Annotated in this window: 2 protein-coding genes; both read left to right on the top strand. The window is 44.2% G+C overall.

The annotated features are described in order from the left end of the window. Positions 1-669: 669 nt before the first annotated feature. Positions 670-1,416: a hypothetical protein gene (locus tag ACM0OR_RS04980; protein WP_414575246.1), complete on the top strand. Its 747-nt coding sequence runs from the start codon at positions 670-672 to the stop codon at positions 1,414-1,416. Positions 1,417-1,768: 352 nt separating this feature from the next. After that, complete coding sequence (locus ACM0OR_RS04975; protein ID WP_414575245.1) at positions 1,769-21,364, top strand: beta-propeller fold lactonase family protein; 19,596 nt, start codon at positions 1,769-1,771, stop codon at positions 21,362-21,364. The last annotated feature ends 72 nt before the right edge of the window (positions 21,365-21,436 follow it).

Raw genomic sequence — 21,436 nt, 5'->3', positions numbered from 1 at the left:
TCTCTGTTGTTATATTCTCCCAAAACTTGTATATCTTCCAAAAGTGGATGCTCCCGCTGCACTTTTTGCTAGTTCCTTCCTTACTTTTCTGGTTAGTGACCAAGATGTAATGATGGAGAAGTAGAACTTCTTTTTCAAAAAACGTAATTAAGCCAAAACCCAAACAGAAACAATTATAGATACAGAAACAAGCTGTTCATGAGGAAATAATTCGTAATTGTAATGAGGGGAAGTTTGGACAACTTAGGGAATTCCAAAAAATAAATTATCTAATTTTTGAAATCAAAACGATTATCCCTCGCCCTGCTCTCCATAAAAGCGACAGGATATTTTTTTATTTGCAAGTCCTTAATGCTCTATACCAAACAACTTAAAAATCATGTATTCATTAACCCTGACTTAACTTTATTTTAAAGATAGCTAAGTAAATATAAGTATACTTATTACTCTCTGTAAATTATATAAATCTTTAATGATTGGGTAGTTTTACAGATGAAATTTATGATAATCTACACGGGGGAAAATAAAATACTGGACATAAACAGATTATTACTATCAATTTATTAGCAATTTGTAAGTTTAAAATTTACAAATTTTTTGGCAATGGGTTCAATAGCTTAAATAACGCATGAGAAACAGTTTTTTGACCAGGTTTATTTGAGGTAGTAAATGCAAAAATCTTTAATACTCCAAAATCTAGGGATTGCGATCGCAGTTAAAAATTATAATTGCAGTATTCTTACCTATGATTTTCTCAAGTATGGTGATATCGTTCCCTTAGATTGGGAATTAGCCAGAGAGCCTATTGTGAGCAACCAAGGTTCTCAAGTGATCTTCCAAAACGGTGTGAGTATTACTGCTCAACAAGGCATCTTGAGTTTCTCAGAAGTAATTGGCTCTAAAGATATTGCAGAAATTCAGATAGCAGCAATTGCTCACAGATACATTCAAGCCTTACCCAACTCAGATTATCAAGCATTAGGCATAGATTTGAGAGGTTATATCACCGAAACTCAAGCAGATACAGAAGGCGACATCCAAAAATATCTGCAATCTTTGCTAGCAGCAGCACCTTGGCAAGAAGTCGGTAATAAACCCGTCCAAGTATCACTAAAATTAGGTTTTACCCTCGAACAAGGACAACTTAACTTAAGTATTAATGAAGGTAAACTATATATAACTGAAGAAGAAACCGTTCCTATTGTCTTATTTTCCGGCAACTTTAGCTATAGCGTCACAGGTAATAATAAAGAGGAACAGCTACAATCTCTACATCAGTTAGTAGATAAGTGGCAACCAGCATTAGAGACATACCAAGATATCATCAACACCAAATTTCTGCAATCTAAAATTCTCGTGCAAGATGCGCCACAATTAGGAAAAGACGCATCTGAATTATTGATATCTCAGTCCTAAAAAATAGCTAGGCTTTGCTGATTAATAGAGACATAACTCCTATTTGATCTTTAAAATTTTTCACACATCCTTTGGGGTTTCTGTAGCTCATGGGTAATAGATAAATTACTAATTACCCATGAGCATAGATTTGCTAATTATGATAAATCACCAACCAATTAAGAGAACTCCAAAAAATAAATTATCCAACTTCTGAAATCAAAACGATTATCCCTCCCTTTGGTATCTGCTCCCCTGCCATAAAAAAGCAACGGGATATTTTTTTACTTGGAAGTCCCTCATTAAATGGCGTAGTTGAGTTTAAAAAAACTTGCCCATCAACAATTACAGATCAAGCTAAGGAATAAAATTCATGGAAGGCTTAATTATTGATCTCACTTCCTTACCAACATGGGGGATAGATCCACTCAACTCTTCAGCATCAGTATCTATTGATCCATTGGTGAACAATAAAATTTCATTTATTGGCAGTGATGGTTGGGATGAACTATACCTGAAGTTAAATCAAAACAATCAATTAGCTTACAGTATTGATGGCACTAATTTTTTCGACGATATTAATCCCACAAACACACAAACAGACATTTTAGGTTCTTTTACTGGGGTTAATATCGAGGTCAATCTTCAAGGAGGTAATGACAAACTATATCTTGATACTTCCTTAGTTGATACCCTCAAACAACAGGGTGGCACACTGAGTTTTGATAGTGGAGATGGGCAAGATACATTATTTGGGCCAAGTGCAAATACTACGTGGTACATCACCGGACTAAACACAGGGAATTTTGATGTTGTTAGTTTTAGGAACGTTGAAAACCTCACAGGTGGAACTAACAACGAAGATACATTTATCTTTAGTGCCAATGGTGGGATTACTGGCACAGTTGCAGGTGGCGATGGTGGTTTCGACAGTGTAGTGCTAGATGGCGGTAGTTTTAATAGCGTACTTTACAACTCTACCAATCGAGACTCCGGCACAATTCATCGTGACGGTAACATCATTACCTATATCGGCATGGAGCCGATTACAGATAATACTAATACCCCCGATCGCGTCTTTACAGCTACAGATGTTGCTGATCAGGTGCGTGTGTTTCGACCAGAATCAGGGAAAATTACGATTCAAAGTGTGAATAATACCTTTGAAAGCGTTACATTTAATGACCCCAGCAAATCATTAACTATTAATACAGGGTTAAATGCAGTCGGTAGTGATGAATACGTTGAAATAGAAGGACTTGGTGCTTTTAATGCCGATCTGATTATTGATGGAGGGCTGGGTCCAGAAAAAGTTGTCTTTAAAAGTAATCTTAACCTGAATGGCAATCAACTCCAAGTCTTAGCCGACACCATTGAGGTGTCAGAAAATGTGATTATTTCTACCCGGCAAATTGCTGGTGATGATCCCGATAAAGCCGAGTCAATTGAAGATTCCGGTTTTATTCAGCTGAATGCACCAACAATCAAGGTAGGCAATAATGCTAAACTCTTAGCTCATGTAGAAAATGGCAGTCAATTTCAGGCTGGTAATATTGAACTGACGGCTAATGATACAGGTATACGAATTGGCAATTTTACTATATTTGACTTCCAAAACAGAGAAGTCAATATTTCCTTAGATGGTGCAACTATCAAAGGAGCCGATATTATCTTAACGGCAGACGCTAAAGATAATGATCCCTTTAGTGGAGCGCCTGAACAAGTTCAAAGGATGATTATCGACCCATTAGTGAAATCATCGATTTATCTGTTGGAAAACCTGATTTTACCAGCATCAGTGCAGGTACGAGGTGCTGAATCTAAAATCACCCTCAATAATGCAGTCATCACTGCTAGTGGCAAAGTAGATGTTATATCAACTGCTCTAGTTGACAGTAGCCTTCAAGCAATTAGCTTAGTCAATAAAGTCAATCCCTTATCTCACTTTGCAGTAGCGTATGGTCAAGCCACAGGTAAAGCCAATGCTCTGATTCAGGGTAATACTAATATCCAGGCAGGTACAGATGTCAATATTAAGTCGAATACAACCACGACTGCCAGAGTTGATGCACGGGTATTTGGCAACATCCTGCAAAGAATACAACCAGCTAATGCCAACGAATTAGGTATTTCAGTTGCTATTGCCAATACAAAAACTGAATCGAAAGCAGAATTAGCAGCAGGATCTGCAATTACAGCAGGTGGCAACGTGAATGTGAATGCTCAAGGCACAGTCACAAGCCAGGCTAAAGCTTTGACGGCAATTTATCTTAGCGGCTTAACAGGGACAGGCATAGGGCTAAACTTCGACGATACAGATATTAATGCCAATGTCAATGGCACGATTACAGCTGGTGGCTCTTCAGTTGGAACGGAGATTGATTTATCCGAGGTTGATTCAACCAACAACACAATTGAATTACCAAATTTTGCCAACCCTGTGAACGGAGAACAAATTGTTTACAGTAACGGTGGAAACCCTAGTATTGGGGGATTGGAAGATGGCAAAAGCTACACAGTTTTGTGGTTAGATGACAACACCATTAAATTGACAAATGGGCAGAGTATTGACATTGATAATTCAACTGTCAATCAGGGAGCAAGACATGGATTTAACTTACGCACTGGCTTCCAATTTAATCCTGAGACTGCCGTAAATTTAGATGATGATACCATCACCATTAACAACCACGGTTTTAGTGCTGGTCAGTTAGTTGCCTATTACGGAGATCCCCAAGGCAACGAGATTGATATCTCGACCACACAAGGTTATTATTTTGTGATTGTAGAGGATGCCAATACTATCAAATTGGCATTGACTCCAGAAGATGTGGCAAATGGGGTAGCTCTGGATTTGAGAAGTCAGGGAACTGGTTCAAATCATTTCTTAACTTTCATCAAAGAAGCACGAAATGAAATTTATTTTGACCCTGATACTGCCGTAAATTTAGATGATGATACTATCACCATTACCAACCATCAATTGAAACCTGGGCAGCAAGTTACCTATTCTAATAATGCCCAAGAAGAAGAAATTGATGTCCTATCCACACTAGGTGATTATTTTGTGATTGTGGTGGATGCCAATACTATTAAATTGGCAAATACTCAGAGTAATGCCTTACAAGGAATAGCTTTGGATTTAGGTAGTAAAGGTTCTGGCTCAAATCATCTGTTAACTAGCACCACACCTCTGATAACTTTTGATGCTTCAGATCAGACAGTTGTCAATAATCTAAATAACATTATTACAATCCCCAGCCACGGTTTTCAAACAGGGGATGCCGTCGTCTACAGAACAGACCAAAGCATTGTTACACAACAAACAATACCAATTAATCTGTCGTTTGATCCCATCACAAATATAGATTTAGCAACTGACACAATTTCCATTGTGGGACACGGTTTAGCCGTAGGTGATGAACTGACATACCAAATTAACTACTTGGGCAATGATGGTACTGCGATTGATGGGCTAGAAGCCAACCAAAAATATTATGCAATCATAGTTGATGACGACACGATTAAATTAGCAGCTTCAGCAACCGATGCAACTGATGGGATTGCCATTAATTTAGGAACTGGGGCAGCAGGTATTCTACATAACCTGAGATCATTTACCACAGTCACAGTTGGAGATGAGCCAATTGCTGGCTTACAAGATAGTGATACTTACTATGTTGTCGTTATTGATGAAAATACTATCCAACTAACAGAATCGGAACCAGAAGCATTTCTGGCTCAACCGATTGATATTGATGCGAGTGTGGCAACGGGTACTGGACACAAATTACTGCGTCCCGAAGAAAACACCGGGATTGGAGTTAATGCCAACTTAAAAGCTCAAAATATAGCTAATTCAAAAGGGGTAGCTGGTTCTTACCCCAAGCTGAGGGATTTCGTAGGAACTCCTCTAGCCTTTGCTGGTGTAATACCTCAGCTCCTCAAACCGGGAACAAGCAAAGAAATACTCAGAGGAGGTTCAGGAAGTCCCTTTGGACAGATGACTGGTCAAAATCAGTTTGCCGCAGCAGTAGGCTTCAGTTTCAACCTGTTTGAACATGATGTAATTGCCAAGGTGGGTGCTGATGGAGTGCTGAAGTCTGGTACGGATGTCAATATCAACGCCTCAACAACACAGAGAATCCAAACACTTGTAGATACGGAAACTGGTAAGAGTGTAACCCCAGGTTTAGGAGGACAAACAGGACAAGGCGTAGCGATCGCTGCTTCTACAGTTATTGGATTGTACAACAATCAAGTAGAAGCGATCGTGGACAATAGGTTAGATGGCAATGGAAATATTATCCAAGCTGCAACCATTGATGCTCGACACAAAGTTAAGGTAACATCCGAACTAATTTATCCGTTTTTACTGGACTTTGAGCAGGAATTTGATTTTTCACAAGACCCCGGAAATTCTACAGGTAATCTCGCCGTTCTGCTGGGAGCATTTGCCTTAGATGGCAAATTAGGATTAACAAATCGCATCTTTAATACTTTTATCACCAGCAAAAATCGGGGAAAAACAAACGAGGCAACGGGTAATTTAGCTTTTGCCTTGTCATTTGCGTATACACAATTTAAAAACGAGTCGCAAGCAATTATTCGCTCTGGCGCGCAAATTAACCAAGATGCTAATTACCAAACTGCTATCCAGTCAGTTGCCATCAATGCCACAACAGATATCATCACCTTGGATGCAGGTGGGGTAATTCACATCGATTTAGCAGCAGATGTTTTAGCCAGGGCAGTTGTTAAAGGATCATTCGATGAGGCATTTACTTTCTTTGGCAACCGAGCCAAAAATGGTGTCGGTGGTACGGCAATCATCCAAGAAATGGATAACAAAACCATCGCTAAAATTGAAAGCAAAGCCGCAGTTCATACAGGTTCTCTGGGAAATGGTCTAGAGGTAAAAGCCAAAGAAAACATTATTTCTGTAACACTGGGACAAGCAGGCGGTGATGCTCAATTCGTTGGTTTTACGGGAACTGGTGTAGGGATAATCCAAAATAGTGAAACCATTGCTCAGATAGAAACTGGTGTCAATATTACTGGCGGGTCATTGTCAGTGATTGCTGAGTCGGAAGCTACACGCGTCAATGTTGTCGGTTCGGTGCAATTAACAGAAAGTATAGGTATTGGTGCTAGTTTTGCCTTCAACGATATTACTCGTAAGACCAAAGCCATTATAGGTAAGGAACAAACGGATACAGACACAACACCTGGTAACGAAGGTACATTAATTGACGTTACTGGTAATATTGATGTTAAAGCTACAACCAGTGGAAATATTTGGGCATTTTCTCTAGCGGGAGCGATCGCAGTTAAACTACCCACAGACGTAGATAATCCCAATCCCTTTGGTATAGGTGTCTCTGGTAGTAGTTCAGTCAACAATATTAATGAAACCACTCAAGCTTACATCAATGATACTGGTAGCATCACAGCCAAGAATGGTGATCTCAAATTAGAGAGCGAGAATGATACGCTCTTTGTTGCTGCATCTGGTGGTGCTACCATTTTGGCTGGACAAAACATCTCCGGTGGTCTATTTGGAGCTTTTAGTATTAACGAAATTGATCACACAACTCAATCTTTTATTGCTGGTGCAGTAGTGGAGGCAAAGCAAGTCACAGTTAAAGCCAAAGAAAACAGTACCATTAGTGCAGCAGCAGTTGGTTTGAGTGGTGGTTTTGCCAAACAGGTATTACCTGCGGTTCAGGTAAGTATTCCCGGTTCATACTCTAGGAATGTTGTCCGCAATCAAACAGAAGCTTTCTTAAAAAATGCAGCAGTTAGTACAACTGGTAACTTGATTGTTACTGCTGATAATAGTTCTGATACTTACGGGATTGGTGGGGTTGCCGGTTTTGGTACAGCATCAATCAGTGCGACGCTAGGCTTTTCGGCAGCTGAAAATAATATTGACAATAAGATTCATGCTTATATTGACAATTCCACCATCTCTAAATCAGGTAATGTACAACTAAGTGCCACATCAACGGCTAAAATCCTGGCTGTTACCGTGGGTGGAACAGCAGCCGGAAATCCTGGAAGTATTATTTCCTTTAATTCCATCGCATTGGCTGGTGCGGGTGCTGGTTCTGGTAACACCATTAATAATTCCATTGAAGCAGCAATTCAGAATAAGTCTAATGTCAGTGGTAATGCTGTCACACTCACGGCTGAAGACAAAACCGAGATCACAGCCGGTGCTGGTACTGCTGCCATTGCACTAGTTTTAGGTTCTTTAACAAATAGTGGTATAGTTTCCGTCGGAGCTTCAGCAGCAGTTAATGACATTAGCAATGATGTCAAAGCAGATATTGACAATTCTACTGTCTCAACATCAGGTGATGTAAAACTAAGTGCAACATCAACAGCTAAAATCCTGGCTGTTACCGTGGGTGGAACAGCAGCCGTAAATACTGGCAGTCTTAATTCCGGAGTGTTGGCTGGTGCAGGTGCTGGTTCTGGTAACACCATTAATAACACTATTGAAGCGGCAATTAAAAATAGTGCCAATGTCAGTGGTAATGCTGTCACACTCATTGCTGAAGATAAAACCGAGATCACAGCCGGTGCTGGTACTCTTGCTTTTGGTTTGATCTTGGGAACATTGGACGGTGGTGCTGTGTCCGTCGGAGCTTCAGCAGCAGTTAATGACATTAGAAATAATGTCAAAGCAGATATTGACAATTCTACTGTCTCGACATCAGGTGATGTAAAACTAAGTGCAGCATCAACGGCTAAAATCCTGGCTGTCACAGTGGGTGGAACAGCAGCCGTAAATACTGGCAGTATTAATTCCGGAGTGTTGGCTGGTGCAGGTGCTGGTTCTGGTAACACCATTAATAACTCCATTGAAGCAGCAATTCAGAATAAGTCCAATGTCAGTGGTAATGCTGTCACACTCACTGCTGAAGACAAAACCGAGATCACATCGGGTGCCGGTACTGCTGCAATTGCACTCGTTTTAGGATCTGTGGGTAATAGCGGTGCGGTGTCCATCGGAGCTTCCGCAGCAGTTAATGACATTAGCAATGATGTCAGCACATATATTGACAACTCCACCGTCTCAACATCAGGTAATGTAAAACTAAGTGCAACATCAACGGCTAACATCCTAGCTGTCACAGTGGGTGGAACAGCAGCCGTAAATACTGGCAGTATTAATTCCGGAGTGTTAGCAGGCGCGGGTGCAGGTTCTAGTAACACTATTCATAACACTATTGAAGCAGCAATTAAAAACACTGCCAATGTCAGTGGTAATAGTGTCATACTCACTGCTGAGGACAAAACAGAGATCACAGCCGGTGCTGGTAGTCTTGCCCTGGCAGCCATCTTCGGAACTTTTAACAGTGGAGCAGCATCCGTCGGAATTTCAATTGTGGACAATGATATCAGCAATGCAGTTAAAGCCTACATTGATAATTCCACCGTTTTAACCACTGGCAATATTGATTTAACAGCAAATTCTACTGCAACTATTGATGCCTATGCTGCGGCTGGTGCTATAGCTATTACACAAAGTGTAGCAAGCAGTGGTAGTGCAGCCGGAACTGGTACAACGTCTACTAACACGATTGGCAACACTATTGAGGCATTCATTAGCAATAACAGTGTAGTGACAACCACCAGTGGGGGAGATATAAATCTGACAGCAGCAGATAATGCCGAAATCGCGGCTAATACAATAGGTGGAAGTCTGGCGATTTCTGTAGGCGGGGCTTTTGCCGGAGCTATTGCAATTGGTGTAGCACTAGCCCAAAATACTACAAGTAATACAGTCCGAGCCTATATTGATTCCTCAAAAGTAACGGCTAATGGAAGTATTGATTTAACTGCTTCATCTACCGCCAAAATCGACGCTCTCACCGTAGCAGCCTCCGTGTCAGCTGGAATTTCACAAAGTGGGTTGAGCTTTAGTGGTGCAGGCGCGGATGCTAAAAATACGACAAACAATACGATTACGGCTGTGATCAGTAATGGTAGTACAGTTACAGCCACTGACTCTGTCACACTAGAGGCAATAGACAATATAGACATTAAGACAGATGTGGGTTCTGGGGCGTTAGCAGGTGCAGTGGTTGGGGCTTCCATTGGCGTTTCATTGGCGAACAACTTGATCAACAACAATGTTCAGGCGTATGTTGACCATGCAACTGTCACCTCTCACAACAATGATATTCAGATTGATGCTTCATCAACATCGAAAATTGATGCTTTGACAGTGGCAACTTCAGTAGTAGTTGCTATTGGTGGTGCAGGGGCTGGTGCTGTATCAGATATAGAACTGAATACAGTGGTGAAAGCCTATGTTACTAATGATGCAGAATTGAATGCAAATAAGGATGTTAAAGTTTCTGCTATCAATAACATCGTCAAGAACAAAGCAGAAGCTGTAGGTGTTGGTGCTGGAATTACAATCGCTGCCGTTGGAGTCAGTAAAGCTAAATCTGATGTTGGTGGTAAAGTGGAGGCTTATATCGACAATGCTTCAGTAACGGCAACAACAGGTGACTTGAATATTAATTCAAAGTTAATTACAGAGTCGGGCATTGTTGCCAAGTCAACAGCCGCCGCAGGTGGAGTCGGCGCAGTTTTTGTTACAGACACTGAAGCCAAAGTCATGATTAATCCCACAATTAAAGCTTATCTAGGAAATAATACAGAGATAGTATCTGGTAATAATATTACGATCGCCTCAGAATCTCGAATAGATGCTGATGCCAGTGTAACTGGTGTTACAGCTAGTGTTGGTATTGTATCTGTAGGAATCACTGAAGCTGATGCTGTAATTACCCCAGTTGTGGAAACATCTATTAGGCAAGGAAGTAATGTCAGAGCAGATGGTGGTATTACACTGCAATCAAAACATAACTTTGGGATGACACAACCACTCTCTAGTATGGGTGCATCTGCTAAGGCCACAGCACCCATAACATTTGGTGTTGGGGGTGCAGGAACGGGAGCAGATGCAACAGCTACATCGAATGCCGATGTTGATACTTATATTGAGGATAGTGTAATGCTGAATGCTGGTGCGGCGATCGCCATATCTTCCCTGTCCCACAACAAGGCCAAAGCTGATGCCAATGGACTGACAATTGGTTTGCTTGTAGGCGTAGGAACAAGTTTTGCCGAGGCGACAGCGAATGGGCAGACAACCACCAGTGTGAACGGTTCAATCACGGGCGCAAGCAATTTGGATATCCTCACAGATGCCAGAAATATTGCCGATGCTGACGCTAGTGCCTCCGGTGGTGGACTTATTTCTGCCAGTGATGGTGAAAGAGGCACTGAAGTCAACGCCACAATCGATGCCGATACCTCTACATCAGTGGGAGACAACGTCACAATCACAGGTATAACTGGCAATATCACCATCCAATCTCTATCTACAACTGATGTGAATACGAAGGGATCTGGCAGCTCAGGTGGTGTCATTAGAGTAGGTGGTATTGAGACACAAGCAAATCTGATTAACCGCAATCATGCCTCTATTGGAGAAGATGTTGGGATTACTGCTGGCAATAACTTTAAACTGTTGTCGAAATCCAGCAACAATGCTGAGACACAATCCATTGCCGGCAGTGGCGGAGTAGTGGATATATCTAGGGCTGTAACAACCGTCTCCACCGACGACCAAACTACAACTAAGGTAGGCGATGACAGTAAGATAACTGCTGTAAATTCCCTCCAGGTAGAGTCCCAGATGAATACTACAGCGAATTCTAAGTCCGAAGCAGATACTAAGGGACTAGGAACCAACGCCAGAACCAGGACATCAATGACTCTTGATGGCTTAACTAAAACAACTGTGGACGGTGCTACCCTCTCAGCAAATCAGGTAAAAATACTAGCCCGTGTCACAAATGTTGAAGCTGATGCGGTTTCCATATCCAAAGCTGGGGCTTTAGGGGCTGACATAGCTTCTGATGCTAATCTCACAACTAATTCGGTTGCGGCAGTAGACATTAAAGGGAAGGCAGATATCACAGGAAAAGACCAAGTTGATATCACAGCAGCACACGAACGATTGGACACAACTTCAGAGGCATTAACAGAACTTAAAGTTTTCTCTGGCAAAATGGATGCTGATGCTTCCACTACCCAAAATACAACTGCTAATGTTGATACCAGCAAAGACTCACACATAAAGACAAGAAATTTGGCAGTCAAAGCTAATGCACCATCTAATCTCATCTTTAATGCCATAGCGCGAAGAGAAGGAAACACGCTATTAACTCTCGGAGACACTGCAAATCCTCGTATCCTAGGTCTGAATAGAACTATCGACTTCAACTCTAAAATAGACCTATTTAGTGCGCCCAATCCTAACCTCGAAATCGATGCTAATGGTAACGTGGTGCGCCAAGTCAATGTCAACTTCCAGTCCACACCTGATGAGATTATTGTGCGTGATATCAAAAACACCAATGCCTTGGCGGGAACTATCACCTTCTCGATACAGGAATCGGTCTATGATCGGAGTGGATCATTCAAAGATGTGGCTAAGATCAAAGGTAACGCCAAAGTAGAGTTTATCACTGGATTCCAGGGTGTAGACATCATCAACAGTTCCACCAAGCATCTGAAAATCAATGATATTGATGTCCTCAACAAATCAAAACAGTTAAATAACAAGATTAGCGTCAACGTCAGGGATAAAGCTGACTTTAACTACACCACCACAACCAAACCCGGTAATACAGCTATTACCATTACCAACACCAGCACCGCAGATATCCGCCTCAATGGATTTATTGATAATCCCTTCGGCAGCACACAAATACTCAACAACGGCGGTAATATCTTTACCTCTGCTCCCACAGCCAAGATTAAAACAACTACTTTAAACTTGCAGGCTGACAATGGCAGCATCGGCACAACAAGCAACGCCATCCGCACCCAGTCTAACTTGCTGAATGCGATCGCCCGCAACAACATCTCCATCAACGAATTTGCCGACGACTTAACCATCAAACAAGTCACCTCCAGCAATGGTAATGTTGACCTCCAAGCTCAAGGCTCAATCTTAGATGGTAACGATACAGCCACCGCAGACATCACCGCCCAACAAATTAAACTCAATGCACTCAACGGTAGTATTGGTAATAACGCCAATCCTCTAGAAATAGATGCGATTGCTACCACTGCTGGACTAACAGCCTTGGCACAGCAAAACATCGTGATTAGTGACATTGAGGGTGGCTTGAGTATTAATGATGTGACCTCCATTGGAGGCAATGTCCAGCTGATACTCCCAGACCTAGCCAGCCAAGGACAAGATTTAGTCTTGGGTAACGGTAGTAAGATTTTGGCGAGTCAGGGAACAGTCAACCTGCTAGCGGGTGACAATGTAGCATTAGCCGCCGGCAGTACAGTCACAGCCGGGTCAACAGTCACTATCACTGGGGACTGGACTAACGCCGATCTAGAGGGTACAGTCATAGAATTAGTTGGGGACATCAAAGGTAGTTCGGTACTAATTACAGGTGAAGCAGACGGTGATGTGATCACTCTCCGCAACGTCAATACCGGAGTCACCACTACAATCGAAACAGGTGGTGGCGACGACATAATTTACATCGGTAGCCAAGCCACCCCACAAGCCAACACCGATGGAATCCTGGACAATATCCGGGGACAGGTAATCATTCGCGGTGGTACAGGTACTGACCGCATAGAATTAGATGAATCTGCCGACAGCAAAATCAACACAGGCATCATCACCAATAGCAGTGTGACTGGTTTAGGCATGAATCAGGGCATTCAATATGCAGATATTGAAACCCTGGAGATATTCTTGGGTAAAAATGCCAATACAGTCAATATCGAAAGTACCCAAGATAACACAACAACTTTGGTGAATACAGGCGCAGGTACGAACACTATTAACGTCGGCAATACCAACAACCAAGTCAACCAAATTAGCGGACTACTAGAGATTCGAGGTGCGGCTGGTACTGATACCCTCAACATCAACGATACAGGTGACACCACTACCAATGCAGGTATCCTAGACAGTAAACGCATCACAGGTCTAGGCATGGGTGCAACCGACCAAACAGCGAGCAACTTAGAACGAGGTATTGTCTACAGTGAGTTAGAGCGTGTACAGATCAATCTAGGCAATGGTAATAATCAATTTACTGTCAATGGCGTTGATACTGAGACAACCATTAACACTGGTGCTGGAGATGACAGCATCACAGTAGGAGACGAACTGCCGCAGATTGCAGCACGTCTACTGGTGCAAGGAGGATTAGGAGACAATACTCTCTTAGTCAACTCCAACATCGCCAGTGATTTAACACTCAATCGAGGTGTCATCACCGGATCAGATGTACCCGGTCGTATTGAGTTTGAGGAAATTGCTGCTCTGACTATTACCCAAAGTGACAGTAATGACCGATTCACCATCCTCGACACCACAACACCAGTCACCTTAAATACAGGTGGAGGTAGTGACCAAGTAACAGTCCTCAATACTGCTGCGGCGGTAACTCTCAATATTGGTGACGGCGATGATCAAGTAATAGTCCTCAATGCCAATGCTGCACTGGCAATTAATGGAGAAGGAAACGGTGTTGACAGGCTGATTATAGATCGTTCCAGCCAAACTGCGGCGGCGATCGGCGGACTGCTCAGGGATGATACACAAGCTAACACAGGTGTCATTGAAAACTTAACAAGCAGTGATATTACTTTCAGTGCCATTGAGCAAGTAGAAATAAAACTCGGCACAGGTAACGATGACCTCACCATTGACACCACCCTACCCAACACAGTAGTCACAGTCAAAGGTGGCGACGGTGATGATGCCATTACTGTCCGCAGCATCGGTAGTCCTGAAACTAATATTGCCGGTGAACTTGGTGTAGATACAGTCACCGTGGTAATTGATGGTGTACCCACAGATAACCAGTTTACAAGTCTCAACTTAGATATCGAGACACTAGTTGTAGATAATAGCAGTAATACTAGTCAACCAATAGACTGGACACTCAAAAATGGAGCATTGTTAGAGGCGAAGATTGCTCCTGATACCACAAAAATCTCTGTAATTAATACTGAGGGTGCGGAACTGACGAGGATTTTGGGAGGCACTCAGGCTGATACTTTAAATGTTGTGAGTGAGACGGCTAACAATATTCAAGGGTTAATTGATGGCGATCGCGTCGAATTGCGCTCCGGTTTGACTGTACTAGAGCCTGTAAGTTTTACTAACAATTTTCAGAATTATGATTCTGTAATCAATTTTGACAATTTGGCTAACTCTGCCACCACCTACCTGCAAGCAGGCTTCCAATTGGCAAGTAGTGGTACAATCGTGCTTGACAATAGTATAAGTCCAGCAGCCAAAGCTGGCTCTAGCAATGATACTTTCACTCTCACCTCAGCTACTGGTGCTGGTTTTGCTATCTATTCTATATCTCTGGCTGCCACAACATCGGAAACCGAATCTATAACTTTCACTGGCACTACCATGAATGGTGGTACAGCCATATTCACCGCCGTAGTAGGTAACACAGGCTTTCAGACTTTTGATTTTCCCACTAGCTTTGGGGTATTGAAGTCTTTATCTTGGCAACCGGGTACAACCTTAGTAGACAATATTGTTGCTATAGAATTGTTCGCAAATGTTGCGCCGACAACTATCCCCACATCCATACCCACCTTAACCCTGAGTGGTAACGTCGTCTTCGATACAGATAACCTCCAGATTCGAGTTAATGGTAGTGTCATCAGCAATAGTTCACTTTCCACATCAGTAATTAATAGCAACATTGCTCAGTTCCGCTTCGCGGGTGACATCGACTTTGGCAATAACAGCAGTGTCTCAGGTACGGGTAGCCGTGGACTCTCCTTACTAGCTGGTAATGATGTCAACGTTGGTACTAATGTCAACTTCAACTTCTCCGCCAATGGTACAACACCAGGCATAGGTGGTGGTGCTGGCGGTGGTGCTGGTACTGGCGGTGGTGGTGGTACTCGTGGTACTGGTGGTGGTAATGGTGGTAGTGGTGGTAATGGTGGTAATGCTCCTGGTGGTAGTGTAAGCTTCAATTTAAGAAATGGTAGCCGTGGTAGCAGTGGTAATGGTGGTAATGGTGGTGGTGCTGGTGGTGTTGGTGGTGTTGGTGGTACTGGTGGTCATGGTCTAAATGGCATTAATTCACCTAACAGTGGCGGTGCTGGTGGTACTGGTGGTACTGGTGGTACTGGTGGTACTGGTGGTAGTGGTGGCGGTGGTGGTAGTGGTGGTAGTGGTGGTGCGGCAGGAGACTTTAGATCTGGTCAAGATGGCAAGGATGGTAGTGGTGGCGGTGATGGAGGCGATGGCAACAATGGCGGCAATGGTAATCCTGGAGGTAACGGCTCACAAGGACAAAATACTGGTAATAGTCTGACCATCTCTGGTGGTGGTGGTGGTGGTGCTGGTGGTACTGGTGGCGGCGGCGGCGGCGGCGGCGGCGGCGGCGGCGGTGGTGGCGGCGGCGGTGGCGGTGGCGGTGGTAACGGCTCTTTTGCTGCTTTCATTGTCCCTGTTGTTTTAGCAGGTGGTAGAGGTGGCAATGGTGGTAGAGGTGGCAATGGTGGTGGCGGTGGCGGCGGTGGTGGCGGTGGTGCTGGCGGTGTCGGCGGTGCTGGCGGTGGTGCATTTGAAATCATTGCCCAGGGTCGAGTAAATACACTATCTTCTACATTCTCTGCCCAAGGAGGGAATGGTCAAAATCCTGGATCTGCTGACAATAGCAACCGTTCACCTGGAACTAGAAATGCTAATCAAAGTAATGGTAATGGAGGTAGTAGAGGTGAAGACGGTGGTCTAATTGATGGTGGAGATGGTGGAGATGGTGGAGATGGTGGAGATGGTGGTAGAGGTGGTACTGGCGGCTTGGGTGGCGTAGGTGGTACTGGTGCTGGTGGTGCAGGCGGTACAGTCAAGCTCTACGGCACAACAGTAAATGCAGGTAGTGCCACAGTCAATACTTCAGGTGGTAGTGGTTCTCAAACTGGAGTGAATGGACGACTGATTATTGGTAGCAATACCTATGCAAGTAGCCTCCCAGGAACAAGAACAGGAGCGAACACATCTTTCTTCAATGGGCAACGTGCAGACAACCCCTTCATCTCCAATGTCTTCACTACCGATAAACAAATTACACCTTTCATTGCTGGTTTAGCTGGAGGCGCAAACACCTACGGTTTACTAGAGGGAATCGATGGCAGAAACATAGGTATCAACACCTCAGCCAATCCGGATGCCTTGGTGGCAGTGTATCGATTAGATTTAGGTCCATCAGGCTTTAATCAGGACTATGGCAGCTTTAACGTCAACGGTACAAAGACCACCGACTTCGATATGCTGTTGTTTGTTAACCTGACAGACTCTGTGCTGACGAATCCTGCACTCGGTATCTTGCCCACAACCTTGACATCAGGCTTTGCTACAAGTTTGCTCACAGATGGTTTCCGCTCCGATACTACATTTGGTGGATCAGGGCAAGCACAGGTTTTAACAACACTGAATCCGGGTGCAGTCTGGGCAACCCTGATACCCGGAGATGGCGTCAAGGTCAATGCCTCGATTAGTGGTTCGACTACATCCATCAACAACACCACCTTAATTGATGGACAAGTAGCCTACATTCGAGCCGCACGCCCAGAATTAACAGTGACACCAAACCTCACAGGACTACAATCCATTAGTGTCAGCCCAAATGGCCAACAAGTCTACGGAGTCAACCCCACACAAAACGCCTTAGTGGTTGTAAATGCCAATGACCTGACTCAGCGTCAGTTATTCAAAGACGGCTTAGAAGGAGTGAATGGATTAGCAGGTGCTAGTGACTTGACTCTGAGTCGTGACGGTAATCATATTTACGTGACCAGTCCAGGCGACAGAATATTGTCAGTCTTCCAGAGAAATGCCGCTAACGGCAACCTCAGCCTAGTTCAAGAAATAGCAACTAGCGGACGAAGTTTGGAATCAGTAGCAATCAGCAATGATGGCAACCGCGTTTATGCGGCGGGAACAAACGGTATCATCACCTACACCCGCAACACCATTACTGGAGGGTTGACAGCAGCGCAAACATCATCAAGTCTAGGCGGTGTCAGTAACTTCAGCAATATAGCAGTTAGCAACGATGGTGCAGTATTATATGCCGTTAGTCGCAACAGTGACACCTTATTAATTGTCAACGCCAGCAATCTTAGTGTGATTCAGAACATATCGGGAGCAGCTAACGGATTAGACGGAGCTAAAGGTCTAGCAGTCAGCCCAGACGATCGCTTCATCTACATCACAGGTCAAGACGGTAACACCCTGTCAGTCTTCCAACGCGACAGCAGTAGTCAAATTCTCACCCGTTTGCAGACATTCCAGAACGGGGTCAGTGGTGTGCGTGGTCTCCTCGGTGCGAGCGATGTGACTGTGACACCAGATGGCAGGTACGTCATGGTAAGCGGCACAGACAGCAACGCAGTGGCAGTCTTCCAGCGTGACACAGCCACAGGCAAATTACAATTCGTGCAACTGTTGCGAAATAACGTCGGCGGTGCAGCAGGATTACAGACACCCACAGCCATAGCCACCAATGGTACTCAGACCTTTGTCAGTAGCTTAGGAATTACAGGCAACAATGGAGGACTGGCACTCTTCAATACCAACACACTCCTACCAGATGCAGTCACACTACTAACCACATTCGACAACATCGAAGCCTTGGAAGTCAGCACAGCCAATGGCGAAGACATCATCACCCTCCGCCAAGCCCCATCCCCAGAAGTAGTAACAACCACAATCAACACTGGAGACGGAGATGATAGCGTCATATTACAAGCTTTAAGCCCCAACACAATAGTTAACCTAGGCGCAGGTAATGACACAGCCCAACTCCGTGCTGACACTGCTAGTTCTCACCTGACCGTCAGAGGCGAGGGTGGAGACGACACCATCAACATCGAGCGAGTCGGAGAATTTAGCCGCACCGAAGTCTTCGGTGGTGATGACCGTGACACAGTGCGCGTCTCTGGAAATAACCTCCCCACCTCCGCTACCACCATTGCTCACGGAGACGACCCCAATGGCGTACCCCAAAACCAAGGCGATAGGCTGATCTTCGACCCTCAAAACCCCAGCCCCAATACCCCCAACTACACACCAGCCCCACCAACCCCAGGTGCTGGCAATGTCAACGTCACCAATAGAGGGATACTCCAGTACGATACCTTTGAGGGGGATGTCATTGTTATTGCTGCACCTATCATCAACTTCCTCAATCAGCCTTACCAAATCGCCGAAGGTCAGCCTGTCACTTTCCAAGCCAACGTCACACCCCTAGGATTGGGTAACTCACTCTCAGAACCAGTCATCTGGGATATTAATGGTGACGGCAATTTTGGTGAAGTTAGTGGCGCAACTTTGACACTCAGTTGGGCGCAACTGGTGGATTTAGGGTTAAGCGACAACGGTACATATCAAATCGGTGTCCGAGCTACTAACAGTGATGGTTTCTCTAGTAATGCCTTTACCACCCTGACCATTAACAATACACCACCTGCTATTCAAGTCAGTGGTGTTAATGAAATAGCAGTTGGCTCACCCTATACGATTAATTTCTCTGCTACCGACCCTGGAAACGATCGCGTATTTGAATGGCGCATTAATTGGGGTGATGGCACACCTATGGAAATCTTGGGTAGTAACACCACCTCAGCAACTCATATCTACACCAATCCAGGCAAAGCACAAATCATCGTCGGCGCAGTCGATGAAGACTCTGCACCCAACGCTACCTTTGCCGCACCTAAGAACATCAGCATTACAGTCTCAGCCAATCAAGTCAGTGCTGGTAGCCCCTATACCATTGCCGAAGGGGAAGCCCTCACACTCAATGCGATCGCCGTCGGCACACCTACAACCTATCTCTGGGATATTAATGGTGATGGTATATTTACAGATGCCACAGGTCAAAATCCCACCCTGACATGGACACAGCTACAACAATTGGCAGCTAATCCCATCCAAAATAACGGCACTTTCAACGTCCGCGTGCGAGTTAACTACGACATAGATCAGCAAGCCACATCAAACGCCGTCACCCTCCAAGTGAGCAACACAGCACCCACAGCAAGCTTAATTAATAGTGGAGCAGTCAATGAAGGTAGCACTACCACCGTCTCCTTCCTTGACCAGTTCGACCCATCCCAAAGTGACACAACAGCCGGTTTCTTCTACAGCTACGACTTCAACAATGATGGTCAGTTTGAGATCATCAACACCCGCTCTAGTTCCGTGGTAGTTCCTGCCCAATTCCTCAGCGATAATGGTATTCAGACCATCCGGGGTGTCATTCAGGATCAAGATGGTGATGCCACGGAATTGTTCACTGAGATCACAGTATTGGCAGTCGCCCCCACATTAATCATCAGTGGTGCAGATACGGCAGTAGAGGGCGCATCATACACCCTGAATTTAAGTGCCACTGACCCTGGTAATGACACAGTGAATCAATGGATTGTGGATTGGAATGATGGCACAATCGAAACTTTTGCTGGGGATACCCAATCTCTGACACACCAATTTACAGACAACGGTACACGGGTGATTTTAGTTACAGCTATTGATGAGGATGGAACTTACACCGCAACCAAGACTGTGACCGTGAGCAATGCCGCACCACAACTGCAAAACTTGTCAGCGACAACCGCCATTGAAGGTAGTATTAGCCACTTGACGGGTAGGATTGTTGACCCTGGTAGTGAAGATAGTTTCGTGCTGGTGGTGGATTGGGGTGATGGCTCATCAGAGACATTTACTTTGGCGGCTAGCACAACTGATTTTGATTTGGAACATCGCTATGAGGATGATGGGGACTACAAAATTAATGTCAAGGTGACTGACACAGATGATGCTAGTGACACTGAAGAAACTATAGCAAGAGTCAATAATGCCGCACCAGCGATCTCTGGACTAGTATTAGCAGACCCAACTGTACCAGAAAGTGGATTAGTCGTAGTCACAGGCAGAATCACAGATGCAGGAATTGGCGATACCCATACTGTAGTGATTGATTGGGGTGATGGTTTCACCTCTGCGGCCACAGTTGATGCCAGCACCCGGACATTCACTGCTTCCCGTCGCTACGCAGATGACAACCCCACTGGCACAGCTTTTGATGACTACATCATTACTACTACGGTCACTGATAATGATGGTGACAGTGCTACTGCTAGCACGATTGTCACGGTGACGAATGTTGCTCCAGTAATTACGGCATTCCAACGTACTGAAACAAAAGTCAATCGTAGCAACTTGGTGTCTATTACTGGTGGATTCAATGATTTAGGACTGCTAGATACCCACACTGTGACTATCGATTGGGGTAACGGTACAACATCTAACGCAGTAGTTGACGCGGCTACAGGCACATTCACAGCTACCTATGAATACACAGTCATCAGTGGTGATGGTAGCCGCTCTGCTTTAAATGGTACTAGCGGTAATGACCGGATTTTCGGGGGTTTGAATGGTAAAACGATTACTGGTGGTGCAGGTAATGATGAGTTTATTTATACAGACCTCCGAGAAGTGGGTCATCGCATTGCCGACTTTGAAGTTGGTAAAGACAAAATCAATCTGAACCAACTACTTGATAGCTTGGTGATTGGCGGTTATCAGGGTACGGATGCGATTGCTGATGGTTATGTGCGCCTGGTACAAGGCCCCACCGCTAATAGCACCATTATCCAAATTGACCGTGATGGTGAGGGGTCGGCAATTTTTCGTTCATTCTTAATCATCGATAATGTTGGTTTGGAGGCTATGAATAATCCTGACAATTTCATCTATAAAGATGTGGATAACTACATTGTTAATGTGACTGTGACTGATGATGATGGCGGTAGTGATACTACCAGCACTACTGTGAGTAAGCACATTTAATAATTTGGGTTTGGTTACTTTACCTAAATTTAATTAATTGTGTTTTTAGGGTAAATGGGCTAATTGTTTAGC

The sequence above is a fragment of the Anabaena sp. CCY 9402-a genome, assembly GCF_963920945.1.
Taxonomy (GTDB): Bacteria; Cyanobacteriota; Cyanobacteriia; order Cyanobacteriales; family Nostocaceae; genus Trichormus; species Trichormus minutissimus.
Note: the sequence above shows the minus strand (reverse complement) of the source record. Positions and strands in the feature narration are given on the sequence as shown.